The sequence below is a fragment of the Halobellus rufus genome, assembly GCF_000739575.1.
In the GTDB taxonomy this organism is placed as follows: domain Archaea; phylum Halobacteriota; class Halobacteria; order Halobacteriales; family Haloferacaceae; genus Haloquadratum; species Haloquadratum rufum.
In genome coordinates this window covers 51672-77801 of sequence record NZ_BBJO01000006.1, presented here as the reverse complement: position 1 = coordinate 77801, position 26130 = coordinate 51672, and the positions used below count along the sequence as shown (strand labels likewise).

At 67.1% G+C, this 26130-nt stretch carries 25 protein-coding genes and 1 pseudogene; 11 read left to right on the top strand and 15 right to left on the bottom strand.

Features of this window, described 5'->3' with window-relative positions; genetic code table 11:
* Positions 1-40 precede the first annotated feature (40 nt).
* Positions 41-1018 carry an aldo/keto reductase gene (locus ACP99_RS04320; protein WP_049985418.1) on the top strand — a complete coding sequence of 326 codons (978 nt, stop codon included), beginning with the start codon at positions 41-43 and terminating at the stop codon, positions 1016-1018.
* Here ACP99_RS04320 and ACP99_RS04315 read toward each other — a convergent pair.
* Positions 985-2235, bottom strand: a complete 1251-nt coding sequence (locus ACP99_RS04315) for an MFS transporter (RefSeq protein ID WP_081927122.1) — start codon at positions 2233-2235, stop codon at positions 985-987. The two genes, ACP99_RS04320 and ACP99_RS04315, sit on opposite strands and share 34 nt — an antisense overlap.
* A gap of 36 nt (positions 2236-2271) precedes the next feature.
* Between ACP99_RS04315 and ACP99_RS04310 the strand changes: the two genes are divergently transcribed.
* Complete coding sequence (locus ACP99_RS04310) at positions 2272-3573, top strand: DUF7405 family protein (protein ID WP_049985417.1); 1302 nt, start codon at positions 2272-2274, stop codon at positions 3571-3573.
* A gap of 44 nt (positions 3574-3617) precedes the next feature.
* Here ACP99_RS04310 and ACP99_RS04305 read toward each other — a convergent pair whose 3' ends face one another.
* Positions 3618-4292, bottom strand: a complete 675-nt coding sequence (locus tag ACP99_RS04305) for a DsbA family protein (protein ID WP_049985416.1) — start codon at positions 4290-4292, stop codon at positions 3618-3620.
* Between the two features lie 158 nt (positions 4293-4450).
* Here ACP99_RS04305 and ACP99_RS04300 point away from each other — a divergent pair, with 158 nt between their 5' ends.
* The 3 genes from ACP99_RS04300 (at position 4451) to ACP99_RS04290 (ending at position 5887) form a co-directional block, all read left to right on the top strand.
* Positions 4451-4642, top strand: a complete 192-nt coding sequence (locus ACP99_RS04300; RefSeq protein ID WP_049985415.1) for a hypothetical protein — start codon at positions 4451-4453, stop codon at positions 4640-4642.
* Between the two features lie 35 nt (positions 4643-4677).
* On the top strand, positions 4678-5127 hold the full coding sequence (locus ACP99_RS04295) for an RNA-binding protein (RefSeq protein WP_049985414.1): 450 nt from the start codon (positions 4678-4680) through the stop codon (positions 5125-5127).
* Positions 5128-5557: 430 nt separating this feature from the next.
* Positions 5558-5887 (top strand): ArsR/SmtB family transcription factor, encoded by a 330-nt coding sequence (locus ACP99_RS04290; RefSeq protein WP_049985413.1) that lies wholly within the window; start codon positions 5558-5560, stop codon positions 5885-5887.
* A gap of 105 nt (positions 5888-5992) precedes the next feature.
* Here ACP99_RS04290 and ACP99_RS04285 read toward each other — a convergent pair whose 3' ends face one another.
* Entirely contained in the window at positions 5993-6799 is an 807-nt protein-coding gene (locus tag ACP99_RS04285; RefSeq protein WP_049985412.1) for a TrmB family transcriptional regulator, read from the bottom strand.
* Positions 6800-7187: 388 nt separating this feature from the next.
* On the opposite strand from ACP99_RS04285, the gene ACP99_RS04280 reads away from it, so the two are divergent.
* A complete protein-coding gene (locus tag ACP99_RS04280; RefSeq protein WP_049985411.1) occupies positions 7188-7988 on the top strand; it encodes a TrmB family transcriptional regulator in 801 nt (266 codons plus the stop codon).
* 54 nt (positions 7989-8042) lie between these two features.
* Positions 8043-8357 (top strand): HalOD1 output domain-containing protein, encoded by a 315-nt coding sequence (locus tag ACP99_RS04275; RefSeq protein ID WP_049985410.1) that lies wholly within the window; start codon positions 8043-8045, stop codon positions 8355-8357.
* Between the two features lie 35 nt (positions 8358-8392).
* Here ACP99_RS04275 and ACP99_RS04270 read toward each other — a convergent pair whose 3' ends face one another.
* The 9 genes and pseudogenes from ACP99_RS04270 to ACP99_RS04230 all read right to left on the bottom strand — a co-directional run bounded on the left by ACP99_RS04270 (position 8393) and on the right by ACP99_RS04230 (position 18245).
* The gene (locus tag ACP99_RS04270) at positions 8393-8956 is read right to left on the bottom strand and encodes a thioredoxin family protein (RefSeq protein WP_049985409.1); all 564 of its coding nucleotides are present in this window, start codon (positions 8954-8956) and stop codon (positions 8393-8395) included.
* Between the two features lie 100 nt (positions 8957-9056).
* Positions 9057-9482 (bottom strand): EamA family transporter, encoded by a 426-nt coding sequence (locus ACP99_RS04265; protein ID WP_049985408.1) that lies wholly within the window; start codon positions 9480-9482, stop codon positions 9057-9059.
* A 45-nt stretch (positions 9483-9527) separates the two neighbouring features.
* Positions 9528-10778: an MFS transporter gene (locus ACP99_RS04260; protein ID WP_049985407.1), complete on the bottom strand. Its 1251-nt coding sequence runs from the start codon at positions 10776-10778 to the stop codon at positions 9528-9530.
* A gap of 25 nt (positions 10779-10803) precedes the next feature.
* Positions 10804-11700 (bottom strand): DUF58 domain-containing protein, encoded by an 897-nt coding sequence (locus ACP99_RS04255; RefSeq protein ID WP_049985406.1) that lies wholly within the window; start codon positions 11698-11700, stop codon positions 10804-10806.
* 1 nt (position 11701) lies between these two features.
* Positions 11702-12639: pseudogene (locus tag ACP99_RS04250) on the bottom strand (AAA family ATPase).
* 3 nt (positions 12640-12642) lie between these two features.
* On the bottom strand, positions 12643-13710 hold the full coding sequence (locus ACP99_RS04245) for a DUF7502 family protein (RefSeq protein WP_049985405.1): 1068 nt from the start codon (positions 13708-13710) through the stop codon (positions 12643-12645).
* Complete coding sequence (locus ACP99_RS04240; RefSeq protein WP_049985404.1) at positions 13703-14059, bottom strand: uroporphyrinogen-III C-methyltransferase; 357 nt, start codon at positions 14057-14059, stop codon at positions 13703-13705. The genes ACP99_RS04245 and ACP99_RS04240 overlap by 8 nt, the downstream gene beginning before the upstream one ends.
* Positions 14056-16437 (bottom strand): VWA domain-containing protein, encoded by a 2382-nt coding sequence (locus ACP99_RS04235; RefSeq protein ID WP_049985403.1) that lies wholly within the window; start codon positions 16435-16437, stop codon positions 14056-14058. The genes ACP99_RS04240 and ACP99_RS04235 overlap by 4 nt, the downstream gene beginning before the upstream one ends.
* On the bottom strand, positions 16437-18245 hold the full coding sequence (locus ACP99_RS04230; RefSeq protein ID WP_049985402.1) for a vWA domain-containing protein: 1809 nt from the start codon (positions 18243-18245) through the stop codon (positions 16437-16439). The genes ACP99_RS04235 and ACP99_RS04230 overlap by 1 nt, the downstream gene beginning before the upstream one ends.
* A gap of 200 nt (positions 18246-18445) precedes the next feature.
* Here ACP99_RS04230 and ACP99_RS04225 point away from each other — a divergent pair, with 200 nt between their 5' ends.
* From ACP99_RS04225 to ACP99_RS04210, 4 genes are all read left to right on the top strand, one after another.
* Entirely contained in the window at positions 18446-18934 is a 489-nt protein-coding gene (locus ACP99_RS04225; RefSeq protein WP_049985401.1) for an Lrp/AsnC family transcriptional regulator, read from the top strand.
* The gene (locus ACP99_RS04220) at positions 18931-20091 is read left to right on the top strand and encodes a pyridoxal phosphate-dependent aminotransferase (RefSeq protein ID WP_049985400.1); all 1161 of its coding nucleotides are present in this window, start codon (positions 18931-18933) and stop codon (positions 20089-20091) included. Before ACP99_RS04225 ends, ACP99_RS04220 begins: the two co-directional genes overlap by 4 nt.
* 65 nt (positions 20092-20156) lie before the next feature.
* Positions 20157-20963: a DUF7504 family protein gene (locus tag ACP99_RS04215; protein ID WP_081927120.1), complete on the top strand. Its 807-nt coding sequence runs from the start codon at positions 20157-20159 to the stop codon at positions 20961-20963.
* A 141-nt stretch (positions 20964-21104) separates the two neighbouring features.
* Positions 21105-23285 (top strand): hypothetical protein, encoded by a 2181-nt coding sequence (locus ACP99_RS04210; RefSeq protein ID WP_049985398.1) that lies wholly within the window; start codon positions 21105-21107, stop codon positions 23283-23285.
* Here the strand turns inward: ACP99_RS04210 and ACP99_RS20375 are convergent, their stop codons facing one another.
* The 3 genes from ACP99_RS20375 to guaB all read right to left on the bottom strand — a co-directional run bounded on the left by ACP99_RS20375 (position 23286) and on the right by guaB (position 25872).
* On the bottom strand, positions 23286-23429 hold the full coding sequence (locus tag ACP99_RS20375; RefSeq protein WP_197052348.1) for a DUF7503 family protein: 144 nt from the start codon (positions 23427-23429) through the stop codon (positions 23286-23288).
* Between the two features lie 188 nt (positions 23430-23617).
* Complete coding sequence (locus tag ACP99_RS04205; RefSeq protein WP_049985397.1) at positions 23618-24217, bottom strand: response regulator transcription factor; 600 nt, start codon at positions 24215-24217, stop codon at positions 23618-23620.
* Between the two features lie 152 nt (positions 24218-24369).
* Complete coding sequence (guaB, locus tag ACP99_RS04200) at positions 24370-25872, bottom strand: IMP dehydrogenase (protein WP_049985396.1); 1503 nt, start codon at positions 25870-25872, stop codon at positions 24370-24372.
* Positions 25873-26130: the final 258 nt, after the last annotated feature.

Below are 26130 nucleotides of genomic sequence, written 5' to 3'. Positions count from 1 at the left end.
TGCTGGTAGCTTTTTGACGGAGGCGCGTGTGGCGTACGCTATGGAGTACACTACGCTCGGCGACACGGGAATGACGGTCTCGAAGATCTGTCTCGGCTGTATGAGCTTCGGGAGCAGCGACTGGCGCGAGTGGGTCCTCGACGAGGAGGAGGGCAGAGAACTCGTCGATCGGGCCATCGAACTCGGCGTGAACTTCTTCGACACCGCCAATATGTACTCGAACGGCGAATCCGAGCGCGTCCTCGGCGACGCCCTCTCCGCGTACGATCCCGAGGAGTACGTGGTCGCCTCGAAGGTGTACTTCCAGACGCGCGAGGACGACCCCAACTCCGGCGGCCTCTCGCGGAAGGCGATCGAACAGGAACTCGACAACTCGCTGGACCGACTCGGGCTGGACACGCTGGACCTCCTCCAGATCCACCGCTGGGACTACGACACGCCCATCGAGCAGACGATGCGGACGCTCGACGACGCCGTCCGGCGCGGGAAGGCCAGATACCTCGGCGCGTCGTCGATGTGGGCCCACCAGTTCGCCGAGGCCCAGCACACCGCCGAGCGCCTCGGGCTGACGCCGTTCTCGACGATGCAGAACCACTACAACCTGCTGTACCGCGAGGAGGAGCGCGAGATGCTCCCGCTGTGTGAGAAACAGGGCGTCGGCGTGATCCCGTGGTCGCCGCTGGCCCGCGGGTGGCTGACGCGCCCGCACGAGGAGTCCCGCTCGACGACCCGCGGGGAGACGGACGACTACGCTCACCAACATCCCTACCTCGAAGGCGGGGGCCGCGAGATCAACGAGCGGGTGCGGGAACTCGCCGAGGAGAAGGGCGTCGAGATGGCGCAGATCGGCCTCGCGTGGCTGTTCGCGGATGACCGCGTCGACGCGCCGATCGTCGGCACCACGAGCGTCGAGCACCTCGAAGCCGCCGTCGAGGCGCTCTCGATCGACCTCTCGGACTCGGACGTCGAATACCTCGAGGAGCCTTACGAACCCGTTCGCGTCTCGGGCCACGAGTAGTCCGACGCCGAGATCCGCCAGACCGCCCGCGCGGCGACGACGGCGATGGCGACCTCCGCGAGCCCGACGACCAGAAACGCCGAGAGAAAGCCCGCGCTGGCCGTGGTCGTCCCGCCGAGGAGGAAGCCGGCGAGGAAGCCGAGGCTGCCGAACACGTTGAACCCCCCGAGGGCCGCGCCGCGGGTCTCGACGGTCGCGACGTCGGTGACGAGCGCCATCGTCGCGGGCGAGACCAGCGCACCGAGCGCGCCGACGGCGATCATCGCGCCGATGGCGACCCAGAGGGTCGGCGCGACGCCGACCGCGACGATTCCGAGCCCGTAACAGACGGAGCCGACGACGACGGGAACCGCTCGACCGATCCGGTCCGAGAGCACGCCCGCGGGGTACTGAAGCAGGGCGAACGGAACGAAGAAAGCCGCGAGCGCGAGCCCCGCGCCGGCGGCGTCGAGGCCGAACGACTCGCGGAAGTAGTAGACGCCGACGAGCGCGAAGAAGCCCGCAGTCATTCGGTCGATGAACCCGAACGCGTACGGGACCGCGAGCGCGGGCCGCTGTCGGAGTCGGGAGAGCACGTCGCCGACGCCGAGTCGGTCCCCCTCCGGAAGCTCTTCGGAGACGGTCAGAAACAGCGCGGCGACCGCGGCGAGCGTCAGGGCCGCGGCAAAAAGCGGGTACAGCGGGTCGGCGTCCGCGAGACGGCCGCCGATGACCGATCCGAGCGCCGCGCCGAGCCCGATCGCGATGCCGGCCGCGCCCATGTTCTGCCCGTTGCCGCCGGCGAGGTCCGCGAGCGCGGTGATCGACAGCGAGAACGCGCCGATCGTGGCCGCGCCCCCGACGACTCGGACGGCGAGCACGGCCGCGAACGGGAACTCGAACGTCGGGGCCGCCGCGAGGACGAGATAGCCGGCCGCGCCGCCGAGCGCTCCGACCGCCGCGAGCGGCAGCCGCCGCCCGAGGGCGTCGCTGGCGGCCCCCCACACGCTCGCGAAGGTGACGAAGGCGGCGAACTCGGCGACGAGGAACCACATCCCCGCGCGGATGGTGCCGTCGCCGCCGAGCGCGACGACGATGTCCTCGACGCCGGGGTACAGAAAGACCTGCGAGACGAGCACTCCCCAGACTCCGAGGGCGAGCCGGATTCGAGTGCTGCGGCGGGTCACGGCGGCGGATTGGCCCTCCGGACAAATATCCGCGTCGTTTCCGCGCGGCATCCGAATCCACTTAGCCGTCCGCCGCCAACGGGAGATATGGCCGACTGGGGTGGCGATCGGACGCGGCGCGACGTGCTGAAGGGCGCGGTGGCGGTCGGCGGTGCCGCGGCGCTGTCTGCGTGTCTCGAAGAGACCGGCGACGAACCCGTCCCCGCCGGTCCCGAGGATCTCTCGTCGCTGCCGGCGCGACAGCACGCGTGGAACGGGCGGGTCCGTACCGACGACCACGGGAACACGCTGCTGCCCCGACACCAAGTCCTCCTGTACCTCACGCTCCCGGACGGCGGGTCACCGTCCGCAGAGGACCGCGAGACCGTCGAATCCGCGCTGCGGACCCTCGATCGGGCGTACGAGCGGTCCAGCGAGGGGCTGTTGCACTCGATCGCCTACTCGCCGCGGTACTTCGACCGGTTCGACGGCGACCTCCCGGCGTCGGTCGACCTCCCCGAACCGCGGGCGCTCTCGCCGTTCGAGTCGCCGGCGTTCGACCGACAGGACGCGCTCGTCCACCTGGCCTCGGACCGCGCGGACGTCGTGCTGGCCGCGGAGGAGGCGCTGCGAGGCAACGAGTCGACGGCGAACGGCAGGGCGATGGACGCGTCGCTGACGGACGTCTTCGAGGTCGCGGACCGCCGGAGCGGGTTCGTCGGTGCGGGGATGCCCGCCGAGCGCCAGGACGGCCTCGACGGGATTCCCGAGTCGAACCCGGTCCCCGAGGCGTCGCCGCTGTTTATGGGGTTCATCGCCGGATTCCGACAGAACCAGGCCACGGAGGACCACGTCACGCTCTCGACGGGACCGTTCGCCGGCGGCACCACGAAGCACGTCTCGAACCTCCGGATGCGGCTGGACGACTGGTACGGCGAGCAGTCCTTCGAGGACCGAGTCGCGGAGATGTTCTCCCCCGTCCACGCCGACGAGGGGCTGGTCGAGGGCGTCGGCGAGAACCTCGGCGACGACAGCGGGGTCACGCCGGAGATCGTCGACGGGATCGACGCGCACGCCCGCCGGTTCGGTCGCGTCGGCCACGCCCAGAAGGCGGCCCGGGCGAACCGCGAGGCGGACGGCACGGTGCGGACGCTCCGACGCCACTTCGAGTCGACCGACGACGGCGAGGCCGGACTGCACTTCCCGAGCCTCCAACGGGGGATCACGACGTTCGAGGAGGTACGGGAGGCGATGAACGGGACGGACCTGACGGACGAACCGACGATCCGTCAGCGCGTGAACAACGGCATCTTAGAATATATCTTCGTCAAACGCCGCGGCAACTTCCTCGTGCCCCCGCGGGCGCTCCGAGCGCTCCCGACGCCGACCGGCGAGACGCCCGGGCTGTAGCGCCCACGGCAGTGATCGGCCCTGCGGTGATTGCCCGGGCGGGCTTACCCGTCCAAGGCGGCGTCGATCTCGCTGCTGACGGTGTCCCACCGGTAGCTGTCGAGGAGGTCGCCGTCGACGTAGACGGCGGGCGTTCCGGGGACGCCCCTCTCGGAGCCGGTCTGTTTGTCGGATTCGACCACGTCCCGGTACGGCTCTTGTTCTGCTGCGGCGGCGACGGTACAGCCGTCGACGCCGAGTTCGTCCGCGACGTCGTGGACGATCTGGTAGCCGTCCTCGCCGAGGCTGTCCTGGTTCTCGTAGACGCCCTCGGTGAACGCGAAGAACGTCTCCGCGTCGCTCTCGTCTTGCACCGCGCGAGCGGCGGAGGCGGCCGCCCACGACCACGTCTCGTCGACCGGAATCGGGAAGTCGAAGAAGCGGTATCGGACGTCGCCCGCGTCGACGTAGTTCGATTTGATCTGCGGGTAGACCTCGGTCGTGAACGTCCCGCAGTGCGGGCACGCGAAGTCCTCGAACACGTCGACGGTGACGGGGGCGTCTTCGGGGCCGAGCGCCGGACGCGGGAGCGACGACACCGAGTCGAGCGTCCCGACGTCGCAGCCCTCGGGGAGCCCGTTGCCTCCGCCGCCCTCCAGTGCACTGAAGCAACCGGCCAAGGATCCGAGCGCAGCCGTTCCGCCGAGCGCGGCGAGATAAGACCGTCGTGTCGATCGCATACCTCCCACCAAGGTTCGGCGACATATTACCGTACCGTCTCGGGGCAACGCACACGGCGTCGGCGTAGCCATCCGACTCCGAGAGACCGACCGCCTCACCGCCGCGCGCGTTCGCGCCGAACCAGTCGACTTTTCACCGCCGCGCGTCCCTCTCAGGTATGGAGTTCGAAGAGGACGACAGCGTAGTACTGCACGACAAGCACAGCGAGTTCGACGGTCAGACCGGGACGGTCACGCAGGTCGTCGAGACGATGTTCGGTGACGCGACGTACACCGTGAGCTTCGAGGACGGCCAGGAGGTCGGCATCTCGGCCGATCAGCTCGAAGCCGCCGACGGCGACGACGAGTAATCGAACTTTTCCCGCCCCGGCGCGAAGCCACGGCAATGCCCCGGATTCCCTTCCATTACGTCGATCTGCGGACCTTCTGTTACGAGACCGAGGACGAAAAGCGGGTCGAGGCCGCGTTGCGGACGTTCCTCCCCGAGGAGTTCGAGGTCACTCGCGCCGAGAGCAAAGGTCACCACGGCGATCGGATCGTCGTCCTCTCCGCCCGCGTCGAGAACGCCGAGGACGTCCGACACGTGCTCGCGCGGCTGACCGAGCTGCCGGAGTTCGACGCGCTGCTGGACGAACTCGACGACCGCGTCACCGACAACACCGAACTATTCCTGCGGTTGGACAAGCAGGCGGCGTTCCGCGACGAGGTCCGCCGCGGCGACGGTATCACGCTCCGAGCGAAGGTCGAGGCGTACCCGGCGACGAAGGAGGCGGCCGTCGAGAACGCCCGCGAGGCGCTCGAACGGGCGGAGACGCTCGATCCAGACTCGTCGTAGGGGCCGAGGGACCGCAAACGCGCCGAGAGCTGTCGGAACCGACGAGCGGTCAGTCGATCGGGGGCAGTAGTGGCGAACAGGTAGCACCCGTGGATTCGCAGAGCGCTGTGCTACGCAACCGCGGGTCGCCCTGCGTCGGGGATCAACGCACGGGATGCGTGGCCGCGTGTTCGTATGTAAATGCTCGCGGACCGTGTAGAGGCACGCTCGTCGAACAGACAGACGGATTTCTGATAAACTTGTTACCACGATATGAAATTCACCGATGGACGGTGACGGGTCTGCGCAAGGATGCGTTCAGTCGGATCCACGTCGGATGCACTGCACAAGTTGCGAGCCACGTCGGACTGGTGTCATTCAGATAATCAAAAAAAAAAGATGTGTGTGAATATGTGCAGGATTCAGGAAGTGTGGCGACGTGTTACCTCCAATGAGCAAGGAAGTCACTTCGGTTTCGTTTGATTCCCACCTCGATGCCCTGGGCCATATCGACCGACGGCGGATACTCCTTGCACTGCTCCACGCGGATACGGAGGGCGACCTACCGGTCGGTATCGATCAGCTAGTGGAAGGGACCGATCGGTCCTCCGCCCGAGTGTCGATACACCACGTCCACCTTCCGAAACTCGACGAGTACGGCTTCGTCAACGTTACCCGAGATAACCACGCCGTGACTCCGGGTCCCCGGTTCGACGAGATATCTCCCCTCCTCGAACTACTGGATCAGAATACGGATCAGTTGCCCGACGATTGGTCGTAATCGTCGTCGGTGGTTCTGCCACCTGACTCGTCTGTCCTACCCGAGCCGCGGGACCCGACGGAGGCCGACTGCAATAGGGAGAGTCCGAACCCGGCGCGGTCGCGGCTATTCCGGGTGTGGATCGCGTTGCGGAAGCAATCCCTGCGCCAGCAACCGACGCGAGATGACGATGAGGCCGTTTCGGAACCCACCGCCGAAAATCGCCTGTTCCTCGCGTGTGGTTGGAACGATCGTACTGACGAGGATGGTCGACCGGTCCACGAGTAGGAGTCGTCCGATCGCGAGGTTCTCGTCGGTCCCCGCTTCGTTGCGCAGCCAATCCAGCCCCGAGAGGAACGTCGTGGCGTTCGGGACGGCATCGTGGATTCGCGCCTCGAGCGATTCGTCCACGGCACCGATCAACAACTCGATCCCCGATTCGAGTTCGTTCAGACTGTCGATCAACTCCGCTGTCAGCAGCGATTCGTCACCGAGCACCAATACGACCTCCTCGGTAGCATCGCTGATCAGCTGGTTCGAACGGTTCGCAATCGCATCCGTCCCCGACATCGACCAGACCTCTTGGACCGAGTCTTCGTCGGCCGGTTCCACTTGGTCGGCCTGTTCGAGAGCCTTCGCGAGGCGGTCGACGCGCGCCTCGTACTGGTCGCGGAGGGTTTCAGTAGCCTCGTCGAGGGGAACCGCCCGATACTGCTGTGGACTGGAATGCTGGACCTCGACGAGTCCCTGTGCCTCCAACAACCGGACGGCGTCGTAAACCCGTGTTCGGGGAACGTCAGTGATCTCGCTGAGTTGCTTCGCCGTTCCGGTCGAGAGGCGTGACAACCCGACGAAACACTGTGCCTCGTACTCCTTCAGGCCGAGTTGCTGGAGTACCTCGACTGCTTCTTCTACTGTGTCATCTGTGCTCATGTGTCCCAACTCATAACCCGGGGTTGCCCGGAGTCCTCGCAACGTTGAACCGCTGGCCCGATATGCGTTGTCACTCTCGAAGGGATCGATTCACTGGCGCCACGTGGCTACTGTCGCGGTCCGGCCGTCGCTACCGCCGTACTGTAATCGGACGTAGTCCGTTGTCACGTATAGAATTACAATTTCTGATCTAGCAGACTAGCAGACACTGTGGGGCTGCAGTTTTGATTATCTATTTCACTCAGTTAATCACAAAATAAATATACTAACACAGGCCGAACCTTGCACTTGGCACGCGGCTCGGAATTTGTGTCCCAACCACAGCCCGACGCGTGCCGATCCTGGCCACCTCCCGTGGCTGGGTTTCCAAGCGACCGAGATCCATACTATGAGTACCGACCCGTTAGGTGATCCCCGCTCAGTCGCGATCGACCAACTCGAACAGTTCGGTCTCAGTACGTACGCCGCACGGACGTTCGTTGCCCTCGTGAGCCTAGGCACAGGCACGGCGAAAGACGTGAGCGGGGTTGCTGACGTTCCTCGAACCAGAGTCTACGACGCCATCGACGAACTCCACGACCTCGGTCTGGTCGATATTCAGCAGTCATCCCCCAAGGAGTTCTGGGCGATCTCGCCCGAAACCACCAGCCGGAAGTTCGAACAGGAGATGACCCATCGGCTCTCCACCCTGCGGACGGCTCTGGACGAACTCGAACCCGTCGAACGCAGCGAGGAACAACGAGGCGTCTGGACAGTCGACGGCCAAGCGGCGGTCACCGATCGCGTGATCGAGTTCATCGACGGGTCGGACGACGAAATCGTCTATATGACCGTCGAAGAACTGCTCACCGAGGAGGTCATCGACGCGTTACGCGGCGCGGCACAGCGAGGAGTGACGGTCAGCCTCGGCGGCGTCTCGGCGGACGTCCAAGAGCAGATCCGAGATGAGATCCCCACTGCAGAACTGTTCGAATCGCTGTGGGTCTGGTCAGACACGCCCGCGGGGCGGCTTATGATGGTCGATGGCACGCAGACGCTCGTGAGCGTGCTCGTCAACGGCACCGATGCGACTCCGGAGGACCCACGGTCGGAGACGGCGATCTGGGGATCCGGAGAGACGAACAGTCTCGTGGTCGTGCTGCGAGCGATCTTCACCTGGCGACTGGCCAATACTGATCCCCCCGAGTAACAGTATGAACATCAAAACTAACGCGAACGTGACGACTGCTCCGGTGACGAACAGATGACCGAAGAATCAGAGCGGTCATCGACCGACGGTGACTCCGACGCGGCCGACGGGACCGTTAACGCCCAGTACGATTGGTCGTCGATCCCCCCGTCGGCGGCGGTCGTCAGAACGCTCTCGATCGCTCTCGATCGGGAGGAGCAATCGCTCGACCCGCTGTACGAATCGATCGACTCCGACGCGCTAGACGCCCTTTTTCAGCCAACGCTCTCTCCGGCGAACACGAACGGCATAACGGTGTCGTTCACCGCCGGCGAGAACCAGGTCACCGTTCGCGATAGTGGTGAGGTCATCGTCCGGCCGGTTCGATAAAAACACCCTCTCGACGGTGGTCCGTCTTCACCGGGTCAGTCGTCGAGCCACTTGATCGAACAGCCCTGCGAGGGCGTCGCCTCGACGGGGATCTCCTCGCCTGCCAGCAGCGCCTCGACGGCCTCGCGCATCTCGTAGCGTTCGGGGTCGTCGTCCGGGTTCATCGCGTCGTCGATTCGGGAGTGGAACGCGAGACGGAACGCGTCGCCGTCGCGCTCGAAGAGGTACGGGTCGGGCGTGCAGACCGCGCCGTACTCGCGGGCGACGTCCTGCGACTCGTCTCTGAGGTAGGCAGTGAACCGGATCTCGTCGTCCTCGACGCGCTCTTTCATCCGCTCGAAGGAGTCGTCGGGATACTCCTCGGCGTCGTTGGGGTTGATCCCGACGACTGCGAGGTCGTCGTAGGCTTCGCTGAGGTGGTTCAACTCGTCGACCTTCGCTTCAGCGTAGGGGCAGTGATTGCACGTGAAGACGACGAGCAATGCGTCGTACGCCGCGAAGTCGGAGAGTCCATACGTCTCCCCGTCGGCACCCGGGAGTTCGAACGCCGGTGCCTCGTCGCCGCGTGACAGTTTGGAATCGGATTCGACTAGGACCATATCGAAAACTACGGTCGCCGTGCAAAAGACGTTGTTCGTTTCGGCAGCGCGAGGCGTCGTACGGCTCCGTGGCTTCACTCGACGATACGCTTCAGCGTTCTCACTCGACGCTCACGAGGTAGACGGCGACGATCCCGAGTCCGATGCCGAGCGCCTTGCGGGCGGTCAGCGACTCGTTCAGGAAGGCGATCCCGAGGACCGAGCTCACGACGAGGAACATCCCGAAGATCGGCGAGACCACGCTCACCGGCCCCAGCGAGAGCGCCCGGTAGTACGCCAAGATCCCGACGGTCAGGCAGACACCGGCGATCGCCACGTAGCCCACCTTCGGGTGCGTGACGTACGAGAGCGCGTTCTCCTGGTTGTACACGATGATGCCGGCGGTGAGGACGACGAGGATCGTGTTCGCGATGATGGTCGCGACGTTGCTCGGAATCGCGGCCGACCCGGTCGTCGCCACCCGCATAAACGGGGCCACCAACGCGTACGCGACGAGCGCGAGGATCGCCCACGGGAGATAGTTCATACACCGTCGTCCGGAGAGCCGCGGATTCACCGTTTCGATCTGCCGTCAGTCGTCACCGGTCGCCGCCGCGGCCGAGAGGCCGAGTTCGACGTCGCGAACGACCCACCAACCGAGCACGAGCGAGAGCGCGCCCAAGGCTGCGACCGCGGCGAACGAACGCGCGAGGCCGACGGTCTCGATCAGGTACCCGAACAGCGGCGGGGCGACCGCGCCGCCCAGCGAGATCCCGATCGTCACCAGCGCGAAGTTCTTTCCGAGGTCCGCTCGCGCGGAGAGGAGATCTGCGAGCGTCGACCGGGCGGGCCGAGAGAGGCTGATGCTCCCGCTGAGTAGCAGCACGACCCCGACCCCGAGCGACGGCAGCGCCAGCGTCGACAGCAGCGCGGCGACGACGACCAGCAGCGCGTAGCCGACGACCACCACCGGACCGGCTCCCACGCGGTCGGTGAGCGCGCCGCCGAGGAGGATCAGCCCCGCGCCGACCGCGAGCATCGCGGAGGTCAGTCCGCTGGCCGTCCCGCCCGGCAGTCCGTACCCGGCAGCCAGAAGGTTCGGCGTGTACGTCCGGATCGCCCAGGCCGCCGTCGACGTCAGGAACGCGAGCAGCGTCAGTCCGAGGATGCCTCGTGACGCCGTGAGCGTCCCGAGGAGCGTCCGGATCCGCCCCGGAACCGAAGCCAGCGTCGGCCGCTCGGACGGGCGCTCCGCGAGCGCCGGTCGCGTGACGTCGTCGTCGACCGACCGGAAGCCGAGCAGGCAGTAGATCGTGTACGCGCCGCCGACGGCGGCCACGAGGCCGAGGGCGACCCGCCAGGAGAGATCGAGCGCGGTCGTCGCCGCGACGACGGCGAACGGGGCTGCGAGGCCGACCGCGCCGCCGAACGCGTGCGCACTGTAGGCTCGGCCCCGGTTTTCGGCCGTCGAGACCGCCGCCAACAGCGGGTAGTGCGCCGGGTGATGCCCGGCGATTCCGATCCCGAGGACCACCTGTGCGGCGAGGAGCCACGCGTAGGAGGTCGACAGCGCCGTCAGCGCGGCACCCGCGGTCCCGACGACGAGCGAGATCCCCAAGACGAGCGTCCGGCTGTAGGCGTCGGAGACGTAGCCCATCGGGAGCTGCAGCGCGAGCACGACCGCGTTCTGCACGCCGATCGCGAGCCCGATCGCGGCGATGCTGACGTCGAATCTCCCCGCGAGCACGGTCACCAGCGGAGCGAGCATCACGATGTAGGCGTGGTTCACGAAGTGCGAGCCCGCGACGAGGGCGACGACCCGGCGGTCCTGTGCGTCGGTCACGACCGCCGTTCGACGCCGGAACGAATTATACCCGCCGGATGTCGTCTGCGGCTCCCGCCACTTGTGCCGTCCAGACGTCCGCGAACGCCTCGAAGAAGTCCGCGCCGGTGTCGACGACGACGTGCTCGGCGCGGAGGCGACGCGCTCGGTCCGATATCTCGTCGAGGTGCGCGTCGAGGCGCTCTCTGTACCCTTCGGCGGTCGACCCGGCGAAGTACGCGCGTTGCGTGGCGTCCGTCTCGGGGTCCTCGAAGACCGTGTCACCGCTGACGTCGGGGTCGCGCTCCTCGGGAGCGACGAGGTGCACGAGGAGGATACTGCTGTCGCCGAGCGCGGCGAGGCCGTCCTCGACCGCGTCCGGGTCGTCGAGGAAGTCGCTCACGACGACGACGAGCGAACGCGAGCGGATCGTCCGCGCGTAGGACGCCAGCGCGTCGAAGACGTCGGTTCGACCGTCCGGGTCGACGCCGTTGAGCGCGTCGACGAGGCGGAGTAACTCTCCGCGCGTCGACCGCCCGCGGTCGAGCCGTTCGGAATCGGTCCCGATCGTCGCGAATCGAAACGAGTCGTGGTCGGCGGCAGCGAAGTACGCGAACGCGAGGCCGACCCGCGCACCGAACTCGAATTTGTTCGACTCGCCTGTGCCGAAGTCCATCGACGCCGACGTGTCCAAGAGCACGTGGACCGTGAGGTCACGCTCGGCCTCGTACTGCTTGATGAAGTGTTCGTCCGTCCGCGCGTACACTCGCCAGTCGATCAGCCGGACGTCGTCGCCGGGCGTGTACCGGCGATAGTCGCTGAACGTGAGCCCCTCGCCGACGTTCGGAGAGCGCTGTTCGCCCTGCCGTCGCGAGCCGGTGCGGTGGCGAAGCGCGCGCTCCAGTCCGGCCAACCTGTCGAGGAACTCAGGTTCGATAGACATGTTACAGCAGTTCCGACACGACCTCGTCGGGAGTGACGCCCTCGCGCTCGGCGCGGAAGTCGACGATGATCCGATGGCGGAGCACCGGGCGGGCCATCGCTTCGACGTCCTCTCGGGCGACGTGCGAGCGGCCGGCCAAGAACGCCCGCGCCTTCGCAGCGAGGACGAGTCCCATACTCGCTCGCGGGCTCGCACCGAACTCCACGTTCTCGGCGGTTCGCGTCGCCCGCACGAGATCGATCACGTCGTCGCGGACGTCGTCTGCGATGGGGATCTGTCGGACGAGTTGCTGGGCCCGCTTGAGGCCGTCGCGCGAGAGCACGCGGTCGACGGTGGGATCGGCCGCGCCCGTGGTGTAGCGGTCGACGATCGCACGCTCCTCGTCGCGGTCGGGGTAGTCGACGAGGATCTTCAGGAGGAAGCGGTCGGTCTGCGCCTCGGGGAGCGGGTACGTCCCCTCCTGATCGATCGGGTTCTGCGTCGCGAGCACGAAGAACGGCCGCGGTAGCTCGCGGGTCTCGCCCGCGGTCGTCACCTGCTTCTCCTGCATCGCTTCGAGGAGTGCGGCCTGCGTCTTCGGCGTGCGCGGTTGATCTCGTCGGCGAGGACGAGGTTCGCGAACACCGGCCCCCGCTCGAAGACGAACTCGCGCTCCCCGCCGACCTCCCGGATGATCTCGGTCCCGGTGATGTCGGCGGGCATCAGATCCGGGGTGTTCTGGATCCGCGAGAAGGACAGGTCGGTCGCCTCCGCGACCGTGCGTATCAGCGTCGTCTTCCCCAGTCCGGGGTTGCTCTCGATAAGCGCGTTGCCGTCGCAGAGCAGACAGACCAGCAGTTGCTCGACGACGGACTCCTGTCCGACGATTCGTTTCGCGACCTCCTCGCGGAGGGCGGTCAGTCTGCGCTGGATGCTGTCTATCTCTTGGTTTCCGCTCATAGCTTAGGTTGCATCGCTCGTGTCGGTGTCGCTGTCGTCGCTGCCCGCGTTCGCGTCGTCGAACTCCCGGATCCGAAGGTTGTACTCCCGCACCAGTTCGGCGTCTTCGATCCGCTCCTGTCCGGCGTATCCGGACTGTTGACTGTCGAACGCGCCGGTCCCGCCGCCACCGCCGAATCCGCCGTCGGACCCGGTCGGGCCGTCTGCGCTCCCCTCACCGGTGCCCGGAACGGAGATGTTCTCCTGATCGTCCCCCGCGCCGACGTCCTCGGGGTCGCCGAGGATCTCGTCGCCGTCCTGCAGGCCGTCGTCGTCCGGACGGTCGACGGTCGGTTCGGCCCCGACCCCGAGCAGTCCGGCGAGGTCCGGGTTCACGACTGCGACCTGCACGCTCGCGACGCTCACGAGGGCCACGAGCGCCAACGTGACGACCACCCGACGCGTCTCGACCAGTTCGAGCGTCGACGCCGATCCGAGCGTCTCGATCACGTCGCCGTAGAGTCTGCGGGCCATCTCGGTGTCGGCTCCGTCGTCGACGGCGTCGCGGGCGGTCCGCAACGCCTCGCCGAGTTGCGGGTTCGCCGCCTCGAACTGCTCGACGAGCGGGCGTCGGACTCTGAGACCGTACGCGACCGCGAAGGCGAGCACGCCGACCGCGATCCCGACGAGTGCCGTCGCAGGAAGCGCGGTCGGGAGCGCATCACCGAGGAGCGGGACTCCCCCGAGAGCGTCGGCAGCGACGCCGGGGATCGGGACCGAAGCCGCGAGCCACTGCGGGTCAGCCAGTCTGAGCAGGAGATTCACGAGGAGCGCAGCGAGCGCGGCCTCGACGGTGGCATAGAGGACCGCGACGTTCCGAACCTCGCGTCTGACTTCGCCGATCGCCGCCACGATCCGCTCGTTCGACGCCTCTTGCTCCGTGTTTTCGAGTCCCGCCGTTCGCTCGTCGACGTCGTCGACGAATCCGGGGTCGGGGTCGAACCGGACGTCGTCGCTCGACGACGGCGCATCATCCGGTGACGTCGACTTGCCTCCCCGCGAGGTCGACTGACCGTTCGGCTCCTCAGACATCCGCACACTCCTCCGGCGCGTCGCCGTGTTCTTGCCGCCACTGGTCGCAGACGGACTGTAAGTCCTCGCGGTGCTCGTTTCGCTCGGCACGGACCGCTTCGAGGGTGTCCTCGGTGTCCGAAAGCTCGCTCTTCAGACGACTCACCTCCGCTTCCAGCGACTCGATACGGTCGCGTGCGGACTGGACATCCTCGCGGAGCTGTTCGTTCTGTGCGCGCAACTGCTCGTTCTGCGCGTCGACCTCGGAGACTGCCGACTGCGCGAGCAGCGTGGCTCCGACGGTCCCCACGGCGAGGACGACGAGGGCGACGAGGAGCGCGCGGTTCAGCGGGCGACCGACGAACGTCACGGGAGACCTCCCTCCGACGTGGTATTTCGGCGACGAACTTGAAGCCGCCGGTAGCTCACCTCGGCGGTGAACACGAGCAGTCCGACGAGGAGCGCGAGCCACGTCCAGTCGGTTCTGACGGGGCGGACCCCCCGCGCCCTGTCGGTCGCGAACCGCGCGATCGCCTCGCCCTGTCCGGCGGTGAACTCCCGACCGCCGGTGTCGTCGACGAGCGCGTCGAGCGCTGGGGCGGGGCCGAACGCGGCGTACTCTCTCGGGTAATTCGCGGCGTAGGTCGCCCCTGACACCTCGTGGTAGCCGGGCGAATCGGGCGTCACCGTCGCCTCGAATAGTTCCTCGTCGACGCGCCGGAACGTGACGTTCGCGGACTCGGGTCGGTCGGGGCCGCGATACGTCACCGTCGACGCCTCGCCGACGCGCGTGTCGGGGATTCCGGTGATCCCTGTCGCTTTCCGCTCCGGGTCGCCCACGGCGTAGTTCGTCGTCCGCGTCAGGAGCAGCGAGTCGGGCTCGCGGAGCAGGCCGTCGAGGGTCCCGTCCTCGCCGTGGGCGGTGAGCGTCGCCACGCGGCCGAGCCCGTAGCGCCACGTCGCGAGCGCCGGCTGGCCGTTGCTCCCGGCGACGAGGTAGTCCGCGCCGGGGCGGACGGAGACGTCGTTGAACGACGCCGGCGACGACGTCAGCGTGACGCCCGAAGTGATGAACGCCCGACGGTCGAGCACGACGAGTTCCGATGCCCCCGGCGCGCCCGACCCGCCGAAGAGGATGCCCAACCGGGTCGCCTCTGACGCGCGGAAGTAACTGCCGCCGCCCGCGCCGGCGACAGTCTGGAGGGTTCGCTCGTTGACGCTCTCGCCCGCTCCGACGGTGACCACCCGAACGCCTCGCTCCGATAACCGAGCCGCGGCCGATGCGGCCTCGTCGGGGTTATCGTGCCCGTCGCTGATCAGGATGATCGTCCCCGACCGGTCCCCGAGGAGTTCGCCGCCGCCGCGGACGCCGGTCGCGATGTCGGTCGCGCCGCCCGCGCGAAGTCGGCGGATCTTGTCCGCCAACTGCTGGCGGTTCGCCGAGAGCGGCTCGACGTCGGCGACGCGGTAGGCCTGGTAATTGAACCCGACGATGCCGACCTCGTTCTCGTCGCCGAGGTTTTCGAGCACCGAGAGCGACGCCGACTTCTGGACCGACATCCCCTCCTCGGCGCTCCCGGAGACGTCGATCGCGAGGACGATGTTCGTCGCGCGCGGTTGCCCCTCGCCGGTCGTGACGGGCAGCATCGACGCGAGGTTCGACCCCTCGTAGCCGCCGCCCTCGTAGGCGTTGGGCCCGCCGACGACGAACAGGCCGCCGCCGTCGATGACGAACTCCTGCAGCCGGTCGACGTTCCCGAGCGAGTCGGCGGGGGCGTCCTGTACGACGACCGCGTAGTACGGCGAGAGGTCCTCCGGCACGTCTTCCGCCGTCTCCACGTCGTACAAGCGGTCGAGGTAGTCGCGGAAGGGGTACTCGCCGGGCGAGACGTACAGAATCTCCGGCTGTTCGACCACGCGGACGGTCTTCCGGAAGACGTCGTTCTCGGAGAACCGGTCCGTCGCGTCGATCTCGGCGGTGATCGTGTGACTGCCGGTCGACTCGAAGGTGTGGTTGAACTCGACGGTCCGCGGTGCGTCCTCCATCGAGCGTTCGAGCACCTGCTCGCCGTCGACTTCGACGGTGAGCGTCGTCGACACGTTCGGTCCAACGCCGTCGACGCGAGCGGCGAAGCGGTTCTCGACGCCGAGGCTCACCTTCTCCGGCCCGCCGACCTCGACGTATCTCTCCGCGGTCCGCGGCTCGGGCGAGACAGTCGAGACGGTGGCGTTCGACGCGCGGGCGAGTTCGGTCGCCGCCGAGAGCGACTGCCCGCCAGTCACCCGACCGTCGCTGAGAAGCACGAGGTTCCCGCCTTCCCGCACGTTCGCCGCGAGCGCGTCACCGATCGGCGAGGCGTCGTCGAACCCCACGGGGACGCGGCGGACGGCGACGCCCTCGTCCTCGATCTCGTCGACGATCCGTCCCTCGACGTCGGGTGAGACGGCCATACTGTCTGACTCGTCGACGAGCAGCGTCACACTCGGGTCGCCCGCGGTCACTTTCGACTGGACCGTGTAGGGCCCCGCGGCCGAGAGCACGACGAGGGCGACGACGACGACCCGCGCGGCGAAGAACCAGCGCCGCGAGCGCCCTGAGGCGAGCCCCGAGGCGTCGCGGAAGACGAGCGCCCAGAGCGCGAAGAGCGCGATCGGAAGGGCGAGGAGGAAGAGCGGGCGCTGGAGACCGACGGAGAGCCCCTCGGTCAGTTCGACCGAAACTTGGAGGAAGTTCGGGAGCGCCGCCATCAGAGCTCCCCCCGTCGGCGGAGCAGAGCTACTTCACCGACTGCGACGGCGAGGAGACCGAGGGCGACGAACTCCGTCAGCGGATCCGGAACCGTGCGGTCCTCCTCCCTCGTGGTCGGACCGCTGTGACCGTCGTCGTCGATCGCCGAAGCGGACACAGCAGACTCTTCGGCGCTGAGCAGCGAGGCGCTGTAGCGCGTCTCGTCGGCGACGTAGAAGCCCGCGTCGTCGGCATCGATCGCGGACGCAGTCACCTCGCCCCGCGGCGTGTCGATCGCGGTTTCGTTGCCGAAGGAGAGCCGCTCGCCAGTCCCGCGGTTCAGATCCGCGAGCGGCCGTCTGTCAGCGAGCGCGTAGACGCCTCGCTTCCAGAAGATCGGGTACTCGAAGTCGTATTTGAACGCCGAGGCCGACTCGATGTAACCGTAGTAGAGGAGTTGCCCCCCGTCTCGATTCGCGGTCGCGACGATCGGCGTCCCCTCGGTCGTCGAGACGAGCGCCCGTCCCGAACGGAGTTCCCCGCGGACGTACCGCTCCGGCGGGGGGAAGGTGACGTCGCGTGTGAGTTCGTCGGTCGCTGGCGTCGCGAGCGTCGGGTTGGAGGCCATCCCGTCGGGCTCTAAGAGGAGCAGGTCGCCGTAGGCGTCGACCGGCATCGACTCGTCGGCCTGGATGCCGACACCGCCGCCAGCGGCGAGCGCGTCGCGACCGGCGGAGACGTGGGCGTCTTCGAGGCTGCCTCGCTCGACGTTGCTGTAGAGGACCACGTCGTAAGCGTCACCCGGTGGCTCGGGGACCGAATCCGGCGGCTCGACGGTCGTCAGGTCGACCGGATCGATCACCGATAGCGCCGTCGTCAGGTAGCGGTTCTCGTCGTTCGTGACGAGGAGCACGTCGACGGCGGCGTCCTCCGGCGCGGCCACGTACGCGACGTCGTCGGTCGGGAACGAGTCGCCGGGCGAGAGGCGGATTTCGCCCCCGCTGGCGGGCACCGGGAGCGTGACGCTTCTGCGGTCGCCCGGCGCGAGCGAGACGGTTGACTCCGCGTCCCCGAGTGAGACCTGCCGCGTGGCCTCCTCGGTGCCGAAGTTCTGAACCGAGACGGTCACCGATTCACCGGCGAACCGGCGGTCGACGATGCCGACGTTGTCGTCCCCACCCCCGGCGAACTGTCGGAGGTCGACCGTGAGGCCGCGAGCGCGCGCCGACTGCACGGCGGTCTGCCAGCCGTCGCCCGCAAAGTCGCTGAGAACGAGTACCCGCGCGTTCTCGCCCGCGAGGCTCTGGGCACGCGAGATCGCCGAGCGGAGGTCGCCCGGGGCGTCGGTCGCGCGCAGCGACGAAAGCGTCTCGTCGGCGTCGGCGGCGGTCCCGTCCCGGAGCGCGATCGACGCGCGCCCGTCGGCGACGACGACCGAGGTAGTCGACGTGGTCTCCTCCCGCGCGGCCGATACCGCTCGATCGAACCGCGTCTCGCCGTCGTCTTGGACGTTCATACTGGCGCTCGCGTCGACGACGATGACGGTCTCCTCGACGAGTTCGGACTCGGAGACGGGCGCGTACGGTGTCGCGAGCGCCGTTGCGAAGAGGAGGATCGCCAGTAGCTGAAGCAGCAGGAGGGTGCTGCGTTTCAGCCGTTCGAGGAGCGGCGTCGACGACGACGCGCCGTCGGAATCGGTCAGAAACCGGATCGTCGGCAGCGTTACGCGCCGGGGGTCCGGTCGCATAAGGTACAGGAGAAGTATCGGGACCGCCGCGAGGAGTGCGGCGAACCCGAGCGGGGAGAGGAAACCGGTGGGGAGGGCCATCGTGCGAGAGGGGGACCGCCGGGCTAATGGACCTTTCCCACCGCAGGAGCGAGGCGCGGGAGACAGTGACCCAGTCATCGACTGATACTGCCCCGAATCGTCGACCGATACCTGTCCTCGTGCCGTCGACGCCCTCCCGAACTCGGGACCGCCCGAGGTGGAGAGCAAACCCTTTCAACGGGGGCCGCATCGCAGTTCGTATGGAAGCGAAGCGGGAACTGCTCGACCTGTTGCTGAGTGACGCTCGTCAGAGCACCGAGGACATCGCGCGACAACTCGGGACCGACGCAGCAACGGTCGAGAACCTGATCGACGAACTGGAGTCGGAGGGTGCGATCCGCGGCTACCAAGCGGTCGTCGACTGGGACCGAGCGGACGAGGACCACGTCCGCGCGGAGGTCGAGTTGAACGTCGAACTCGACCGGGAGACGGGCTACGAGGAGATCGCGCGCCGTATCGCGAAGTTCCCCGAGGTGTCGTCGCTGCGGCTCATCTCCGGGAGCTACGACTTCGCCGTCGACGTCGAGGGCGAGTCGATGCACGACGTCTCGAAGTTCGTCTCCGAGCAGATCGCGCCGATCCCGGAGGTCACCCAGACGGTGACGCACTTCGTGATGACGACGTACAAGGAGCGCGGCGTCTACTTCGGCGACGGCGACGACGACGACCGCCTCGCCGTCTCGCCATGACGGAACTGACAGACCGCCTCTCCCAGCGGGCCAGGGACACGCCGCCCTCGGGGATCCGGCGGTTCTTCGAGCTCGCCGAGGAGATGGACGACATCGTCTCGCTTGGGGTCGGCGAGCCCGACTTCTCCGCGCCGTGGGCCGCCCGAGCGGCCGCGATCGACTCCCTCGAGCGGGGACGGACCTCCTACACCTCGAACCGGGGGCGGCGGGACCTCCGCGAGCGGATCGCCTCGCACGTGACCCGGTACGACCTCTCGTACGACCCCGACGAGGAGATCCTCGTCACGACCGGCGCGAGCGAGGCCGTCGACCTGGCGATGCGCGCGCTCGTCGATCCGGGCGACGCGGTCGCCGTCCCGCAGCCGTCGTACATCTCCTACGGGCCGACGGTGTCGTTCTCGGGCGGGGACGTCCTCCCGGTCGAGACCCACGCCGAGAACGACTTCGTGCTGACCTACGACGACCTCGAACGCGCCGGCGCGGCCGACGCGGAGGCGCTCGTCCTCTGTTACCCGAACAACCCCACCGGCGCGGTGATGACGCGCGGGGAGTTGGCCGAGGTGGCCGAGTTCGCCCGAGAGCACGATCTGTTCGTCCTCTCCGACGAGATCTACGCGGCGCTGCGCTACGAGGACGAGCACGTCTCGATCGCGACGCTGCCGGGGATGCGCGAGCGGACGGTCGTGTTCAACGGCTTCTCGAAGGCCTACGCGATGACCGGGTTGCGACTCGGCTACGCGCTCGGCCCCGCCGAGGTGATCGACGCGATGAACCGGATCCACCAGTACACGATGCTGTCCTCGCCGACGACGGCGCAGTTCGCCGCGCTCGAAGCCCTCGAATCCTGCGACGGGGCCGTCGAGGAGATGCGGCGGGAGTTCGACCGGCGGCGGCAGTTCGTCATCTCGCGGTTCAACGAGATCGGGATGGACTGTTTCGAGGCGAAGGGCGCGTTCTACGTGTTCCCGAAATGCCCGCCGGGATGGGGGGACGACGAGGCGTTCGCGGAGGCGCTCATCCGCGAGAAGCGCGTGGCGCTCGTCCCCGGTCGAGTCTTCGGTTCGGGCGGGGAGGGCCACCTCCGCGTGTCGTACGCGTCGGGGATGAACGACCTGAAGACGGCGCTCGATCGCATCGAATCGTTCGTCGAGGGGTAGCCGAGACGACGGCGGTCGTGTTCGATCACAAACTATTACTTGAGGCGGTGTGTTAGCTGCGTTGAATGCGCACAGGTGGCAGCCCTGATGGGACGACTGTCGGTGCCACTGTGGGCGTCGCGACCGCGCTCGACGAACTGAAATCCAACGGCAGTGCGCTTCTCGTCGTCGGTTCGGTTCCCGAAGAGGTGTACGCCCGCGTGTCGGCGTGTCTGCTCGGCGACGGCTGCTCGGCGGATCGCCGCCGACTAGTCGTCGAAGACGCGACCATCCCCGACACGCGATACGCGTCCGTGGACCGGTGGACGCCGGAGTGGACGCGGATCCTCGAGTGCGACGTCGTCGCCCGCGGGTCGACAGCCGCTGCAGGCGGCAGTGAGGCCGGCCCGTCTTCGCCGAGAGGGCCCCGCAGCGGCCGCTCCGCGGGCGCACCGTTCCCGGGCTACGAATCGGCCGGTCCCTCGCGCGACGCTTCCCCAAGCACCCGCGCGGGGGCGACGAGGGAAGTTTCTGGATCGATCACGAATCTCGGCGTCGAGATCGGACGCGGGATACGGGAACTCGACTCGGTCGCGGGCGGACTCGACCCCGCCGAACTGCGCGTCGCCTTCGACTGCACCGACACGCTGCTCGCAGAGTACGACGAACCGACCGTCTTCCGGTTCCTCCACCTGCTCGCGAACAACGTCAGAGCCGTCGACGGAATGGCGCACGTCCGACTTCCCAAGCCGTACCGAGCGGAGGTGACGCGGCTCTTCGCTCCGCTGTTCGATGCGGTCGTCGAACTCCGTCTCAACGGGGGTCGAGCGGAGCAGCGCTGGCACCTCTGGGAGTCGGACGCCGTCTCCGAGTGGCTCCCCGTCGAGTCGTAGGAGCGGTTTACTCCGGACGACTCGTGCGGTGGCCGACCGGTGGACACCGGAAGGCGTTGCCTACCAGTACGCTTTTGCCCACGTGAGTGATGTGTTGACACGATGAGAGGGGCCGAAGGGGGCGGAGTCCGCGGTTCGGGTATGCCGACCGGAGCCGACCACCTGCAGATCGCGTTCGAGGTCGCCGCAGACCGCGGTGGGGTGGTCGTCTCCGATCCCATCGAGCGGAGCCAGTTCGTGCTGTCCGCACCGGGCGACGTCCGCCTCCGGGACGCAGACCCCGAGGCGTTCCGGTTCCCGGCCGACGAGGCCGTCACCGTCCGAACCGACCGCTTGGACTTAGAGACCGTCGTGTCAGTCTGCGTCCGGGACGGAAACGGCGAGATGCTCGCGCAGGCGGAGCACTTCGCCGATCAGACGTTCCCCGCGGGGACCTACAGTGTCGAGCTGTTCGCGCCGATCAAACTGTACCTCCGCGTCGATTCCTCGCTTCGCGTGGTCTCGGACGCGACGAAGACGAGCCTCGAATTCGGCGGGGAGACCGAGGTGCTCATCGGAGCGCGCTCGCACCACAAACGACCGGCGGCGACCGTCCGGACGACGGATCGACCGCGGGACGCGATGCGGGCGGTTTCGTTACTCGGATCGGCGCTGAAGACGACGAGCGTCGAGCGGTCGTATCCGACGCTCCGCGGGCATCCGCCGCTCGTCGAGCGCGGCGATCGGTTCGCCGCTCCGGACGGGATCGAACGCCCGGAAACGGGGGTCACGCTCGAACTCCCGGCGACGCGCAGACACGTCTACGTCGCCGCGCCGCTCGCGTACTACCTCGGCGCGGAGGTCGTGCCGGGAGCGACGCCGCGAATCGTGACGGACGAGGGGTTCGTCCACGAACTGGACGGCTCCCGCGGCTTCGAGCGGTCCGTCGAGCGCGTGCTCAAACAGACGTTCTTCCTCGATTGCCTCACCAGAACGGAGGGGTATTACGCGGTCGACCTCCACGAGCGGGCGGTGCTCGAACCGGAACTCGGGTTGGAGTTCGCCAGCCTCTACGACCGCTCGATCGGCGAGCAGTTGGAGACCTACCTCGACGTGCCCTACGAGCGGATCGAGTCGCACGTCCCCGACTGGAAACTGACCGCGCACGTCGCGCCGACGGCCTCGAACGTCGAGCTGCTACCGTTCGTCGCGAACGACCTCGCAGTCGTGATGACTCCTCGGACGGAACCGACGACCGGGTCGGCGATCCAGTCGACCGCGGTGGCGGATTTCGCCCGCGGGGCTTCGCCGCGGCCGACAGCCGACCGATCGTCCGGGACGGACCGTTCGTCGGACGGGGAACTGGCGTTCACGCGGAGTGCGAGCACTCGCAGTACGGACACCCGGGCCCAAGAGGCCGCGAGCGCACAGCGGACGTACGTCCAGCCGCCGGAGACCGACTCCCTCGAGCAGGCCTGGCTGGGGCCGGGAATCCCGATCGGCGCGAGCAAAGCGTCGCTGCAGGCGTACCGGAACCGGCTCTCGCGGGTGCCGGTCGAGGGCGATATCCGCATCACGGTCGTCTGCAACGACCGGAAGATGGCGGAGGAGCGCGACGCGGTCGAGGCGGTGTACGGGTCGCGCGAGAAACTCCCGTTCGAGGTCGAAACTCACTACGAACTGACCGTCGAGGAACTCCGATCGGTGCTCAAAGAGAAGACGGAGTTCCTCCACTACATCGGTCACATCGACGAGAGCGGCTTTCAGTGTCCCGACGGCGCGCTCGACGTCGAGACGATCGACGAACTCGGCGTCGACTCGTTCCTCCTGAACGCGTGTCAGTCCTACGAGCAGGGGATGGAACTCATCGAGCGCGGGGCGATCGCCGGGATCGTCACGCTGAACGACGTCGTCAACAGCGGCGCGGTCGACATCGGGCGGAGCCTCGCTCGGCTGTTGAACTACGGCTTCCCGATTCGAAGCGCGTTGGAACTGGCCCAGCGGGAGAGCGCGATCGGTCACGATTACATCGTCGTCGGCGACGGGAGCCTCTTGGTGACCCAAGTGCAGGCCGCCTTTCCGAACAGCTGTCGGATCATCGAGAACGACGACGGCAACTTCGACGTGAAATACACGATCTACCCCGGATCGGAGTTCGACATCGGTTCCTTGGTGATGCCGTATATTTCAGGAAACGACCAGCACTACATCTCACCGGGAACGATCGACAGCTTCGAGCTGACGCCTACAGAACTTGAGGCGTTTCTCGGCTTAGAGAATATACCAGTGATAATCGATTCGAAACTTCGGTGGAGTTCTACCGTTGGACTAGATTCCTTCTGATCACGGACCGGAGATGCCGGTGTGGTTCCCAGCGGCCACAGCGCCGGCCTGCGAGAGCAGCAGCAGCGCCGTGAAGAGGACGCCCATCGCGCGTGGGTGGTCAGCGAGGTACTGTACGACCGCGTTGGAGTCATTGTCGGACATGACGATTGGTACCTATACGCGCTTTAAAATAAATTTTTCTGACACTTTCTGATACGATATTATGTTAATTTAATCCGATATTGTTAGTACAAAAAGGCAGACGGAGCCGAGAGCGTCTCTCGACGATCACCACTCGGTAAGACGACCGTAATTCGACAGTGAAAACGAACCGGGAGCGCGACCTGTAACTACTCGGAGTTGTCGTCTTCGAAGTCCGTCTCTTCGCCGAGATCGCGATACATCGCGGTGAAGTCGTGCTCCTCGTCGAACGACGTGAGGGTCTCGTCGAGGTCGCTCCGCAGTTCCCGCACGCGCTCGGTCAGCTCCTGGTACTCCTCGTGGGCCTCCAAGGTGGCGGCGTCCTTCTCGGATTCGAGGAGCGCTTTCTTCGAGGCGAGCGCGAACAGCTCCTGGATCCCGTCGTCGTAGCGGCTCCGGCGGAGCAGGTTCTCGACGGTCTCCTTGAGCGAGTCCCGCGAGACCGGCTTCACGAGGTAATCGTCGAATCCCATCTCGACGATGTCGAAATCGGGCTCGACGGCGGTGACCATCGCGACGCGGCAGCCGAAGCCGCGATCGCGGATCGCCGTCAGGGCCTCGTCGCCGGAGAGGTCGGGCATCCGCCTGTCGAGGAGGACGACGTCGACCTCGTCGTCGAGTTCGTCGAGCGCCTCGCGACCGCCGTAGGCGACGCGGACGCGATACTCGTCTCTCAACCACGTTGCGTACAGGTCGGCGAGGTCCGGCTCGTCTTCGACGACGAGCACCATCGGCAGATCAGCGCTCATTGGTAGGTGTGCGGTGCGTTCGAGAACACCGATACGATGGAATGGCTCCCGGGGGCATATCAAGATACCCCTTGTGACGTCTCCGTGTTATGCCGCCACTACCACCTGTTCGGAGGCGTGTCGATCCCCCGGATTCTCCGCGCCGAGGAACGTCAGTTGCCGTCCGGGCTGTAGTTCGGCGCTTCGTCGGTGATCATCACGTCGTGGGGGTGTCCCTCGGTCTGTCCGGCGCTGGAGACGCGGACGAACTCGGCTCGCTCTTTGAACCCGGGGATCGTCTCCGCGCCGACGTAGCCCATCCCCGAGCGCATCCCGCCGACGAGCTGGTGCAGTTCGGAGGCGAGCGTCCCTTTGTACGGCGTCGCCGCCTCGACGCCTTCGGGGACGAAGTCCTCTTCTTCCTCGTCGGTGTCCTTGAGGTACCGCTCGCCCCCGCCGGACTTCATCGCGCCGACCGAGCCCATCCCGCGGTACTGCTTGTACTTCTTGCCGTTCATCGTGATGACGCGGCCGGGTGCCTCGTCGGTCCCCGCGAAGTACGAGCCGAGCATCACCGCGTCCGCGCCGGCGGCGATCGCCTTGATCGCGTCGCCGGAGTAGCGGATGCCCCCGTCGGCGATGACGGGGACGCCCTCGGGGGCGGCCACGTCGGCGACCTGCGCGACCGCGGTGATCTGCGGCATCCCGGCGCCGGAGACGACGCGGGTCGTACAGATCGACCCGGGGCCGATGCCGACTTTCACCCCGTCGGCGAAGTCGACGGCCGCCTCGGCCGCCTCTCGCGTGCCGATGTTGCCGACGACGACGTCGGCCTCGACGGAGGACTTGATCTCGCGGGCGTTGTCGAGCACGTTGAGGTTGTGCGCGTGCGCGCAGTCGATGAACAGCACGTCGGCTCCGGCCTCGTCCGCGGCGAGCGCGCGCTCGGTGTCGAACGGCCCGACGGCGACGCCGACGCGGAGGCGGCCGTCCTCGTCGCGAGCGGCGTTCTCGTGCTCGCGCCGCTGGAGGATCCCCTGCATCGTGACGAGGCCGACGAGGCCGTCCTCGTCGTCGACGATCGGGACGCGCTCGATCTTGTGGTCGTACATCAGTTCGAGCGCCTCGCGAGCGCCGACGTCGCGGCCGGCGGTGATGACCTCGTCGGTCATCGCCTCGCGGACCTCGTCGGTCTCGCCGACCTCGAGGTACGGCCGCACGTCGGTCGCGGAGATGATCCCGAGGACGGTGTCGTCGTCGTCGACGACCGGCGCGCCCGAGACGCCCTCGCGCTCCATCATCTCGTCGACGTCGCGGACGGTCTGCGTCGGGCTGGCGGTGACGACGTTCTCCCGTCGAATCACCAGCTCGTCGGCGCGTTTGACCCGCTCGATCTCGGCGACGAGGTGCTCCTGCGGCATATTCTGGTGGAGCACGCCCAGACCGCCCTCTCTCGCCATCCCGATGGCCATCCCGGACTCGGTGACGGTGTCCATCGCCGCCGAGAGGATGGGGATGTTCAGTTCGACGTTCTTCGAGACGTGCGTCGAGACGTCTGCGGCGTCGGGTTCGACCCGGCTTTCCATCGGTCGAAGCAGTACGTCGTCGAACGTCAACGCCTCTGGTACGCGAAGTTTCTCCGAAAAGGACCCCTGTGTGGAACCGTCTTTCGCCATATAAACGGTCCACAGTCTACCGACAAAAACGTTGCGAGAGACCATCGCTGTGTAGATTGTTGCCACGTAGTCGACTCAGATATACAGAGGCGTGTACAGTATCGCCTACATCTCCGCGGCGGCTGCTAGGCACCGTCGGTGCCGGGAGCGTCGTGAGTGTACCAGCGGCGTCACGGAACTTTCAGATGTCGCAATATTCGCCACCCTCCCGTGAGTGAATGAGCGATTCGACGCCTATCCGGATCTGTTTCGTGAAAT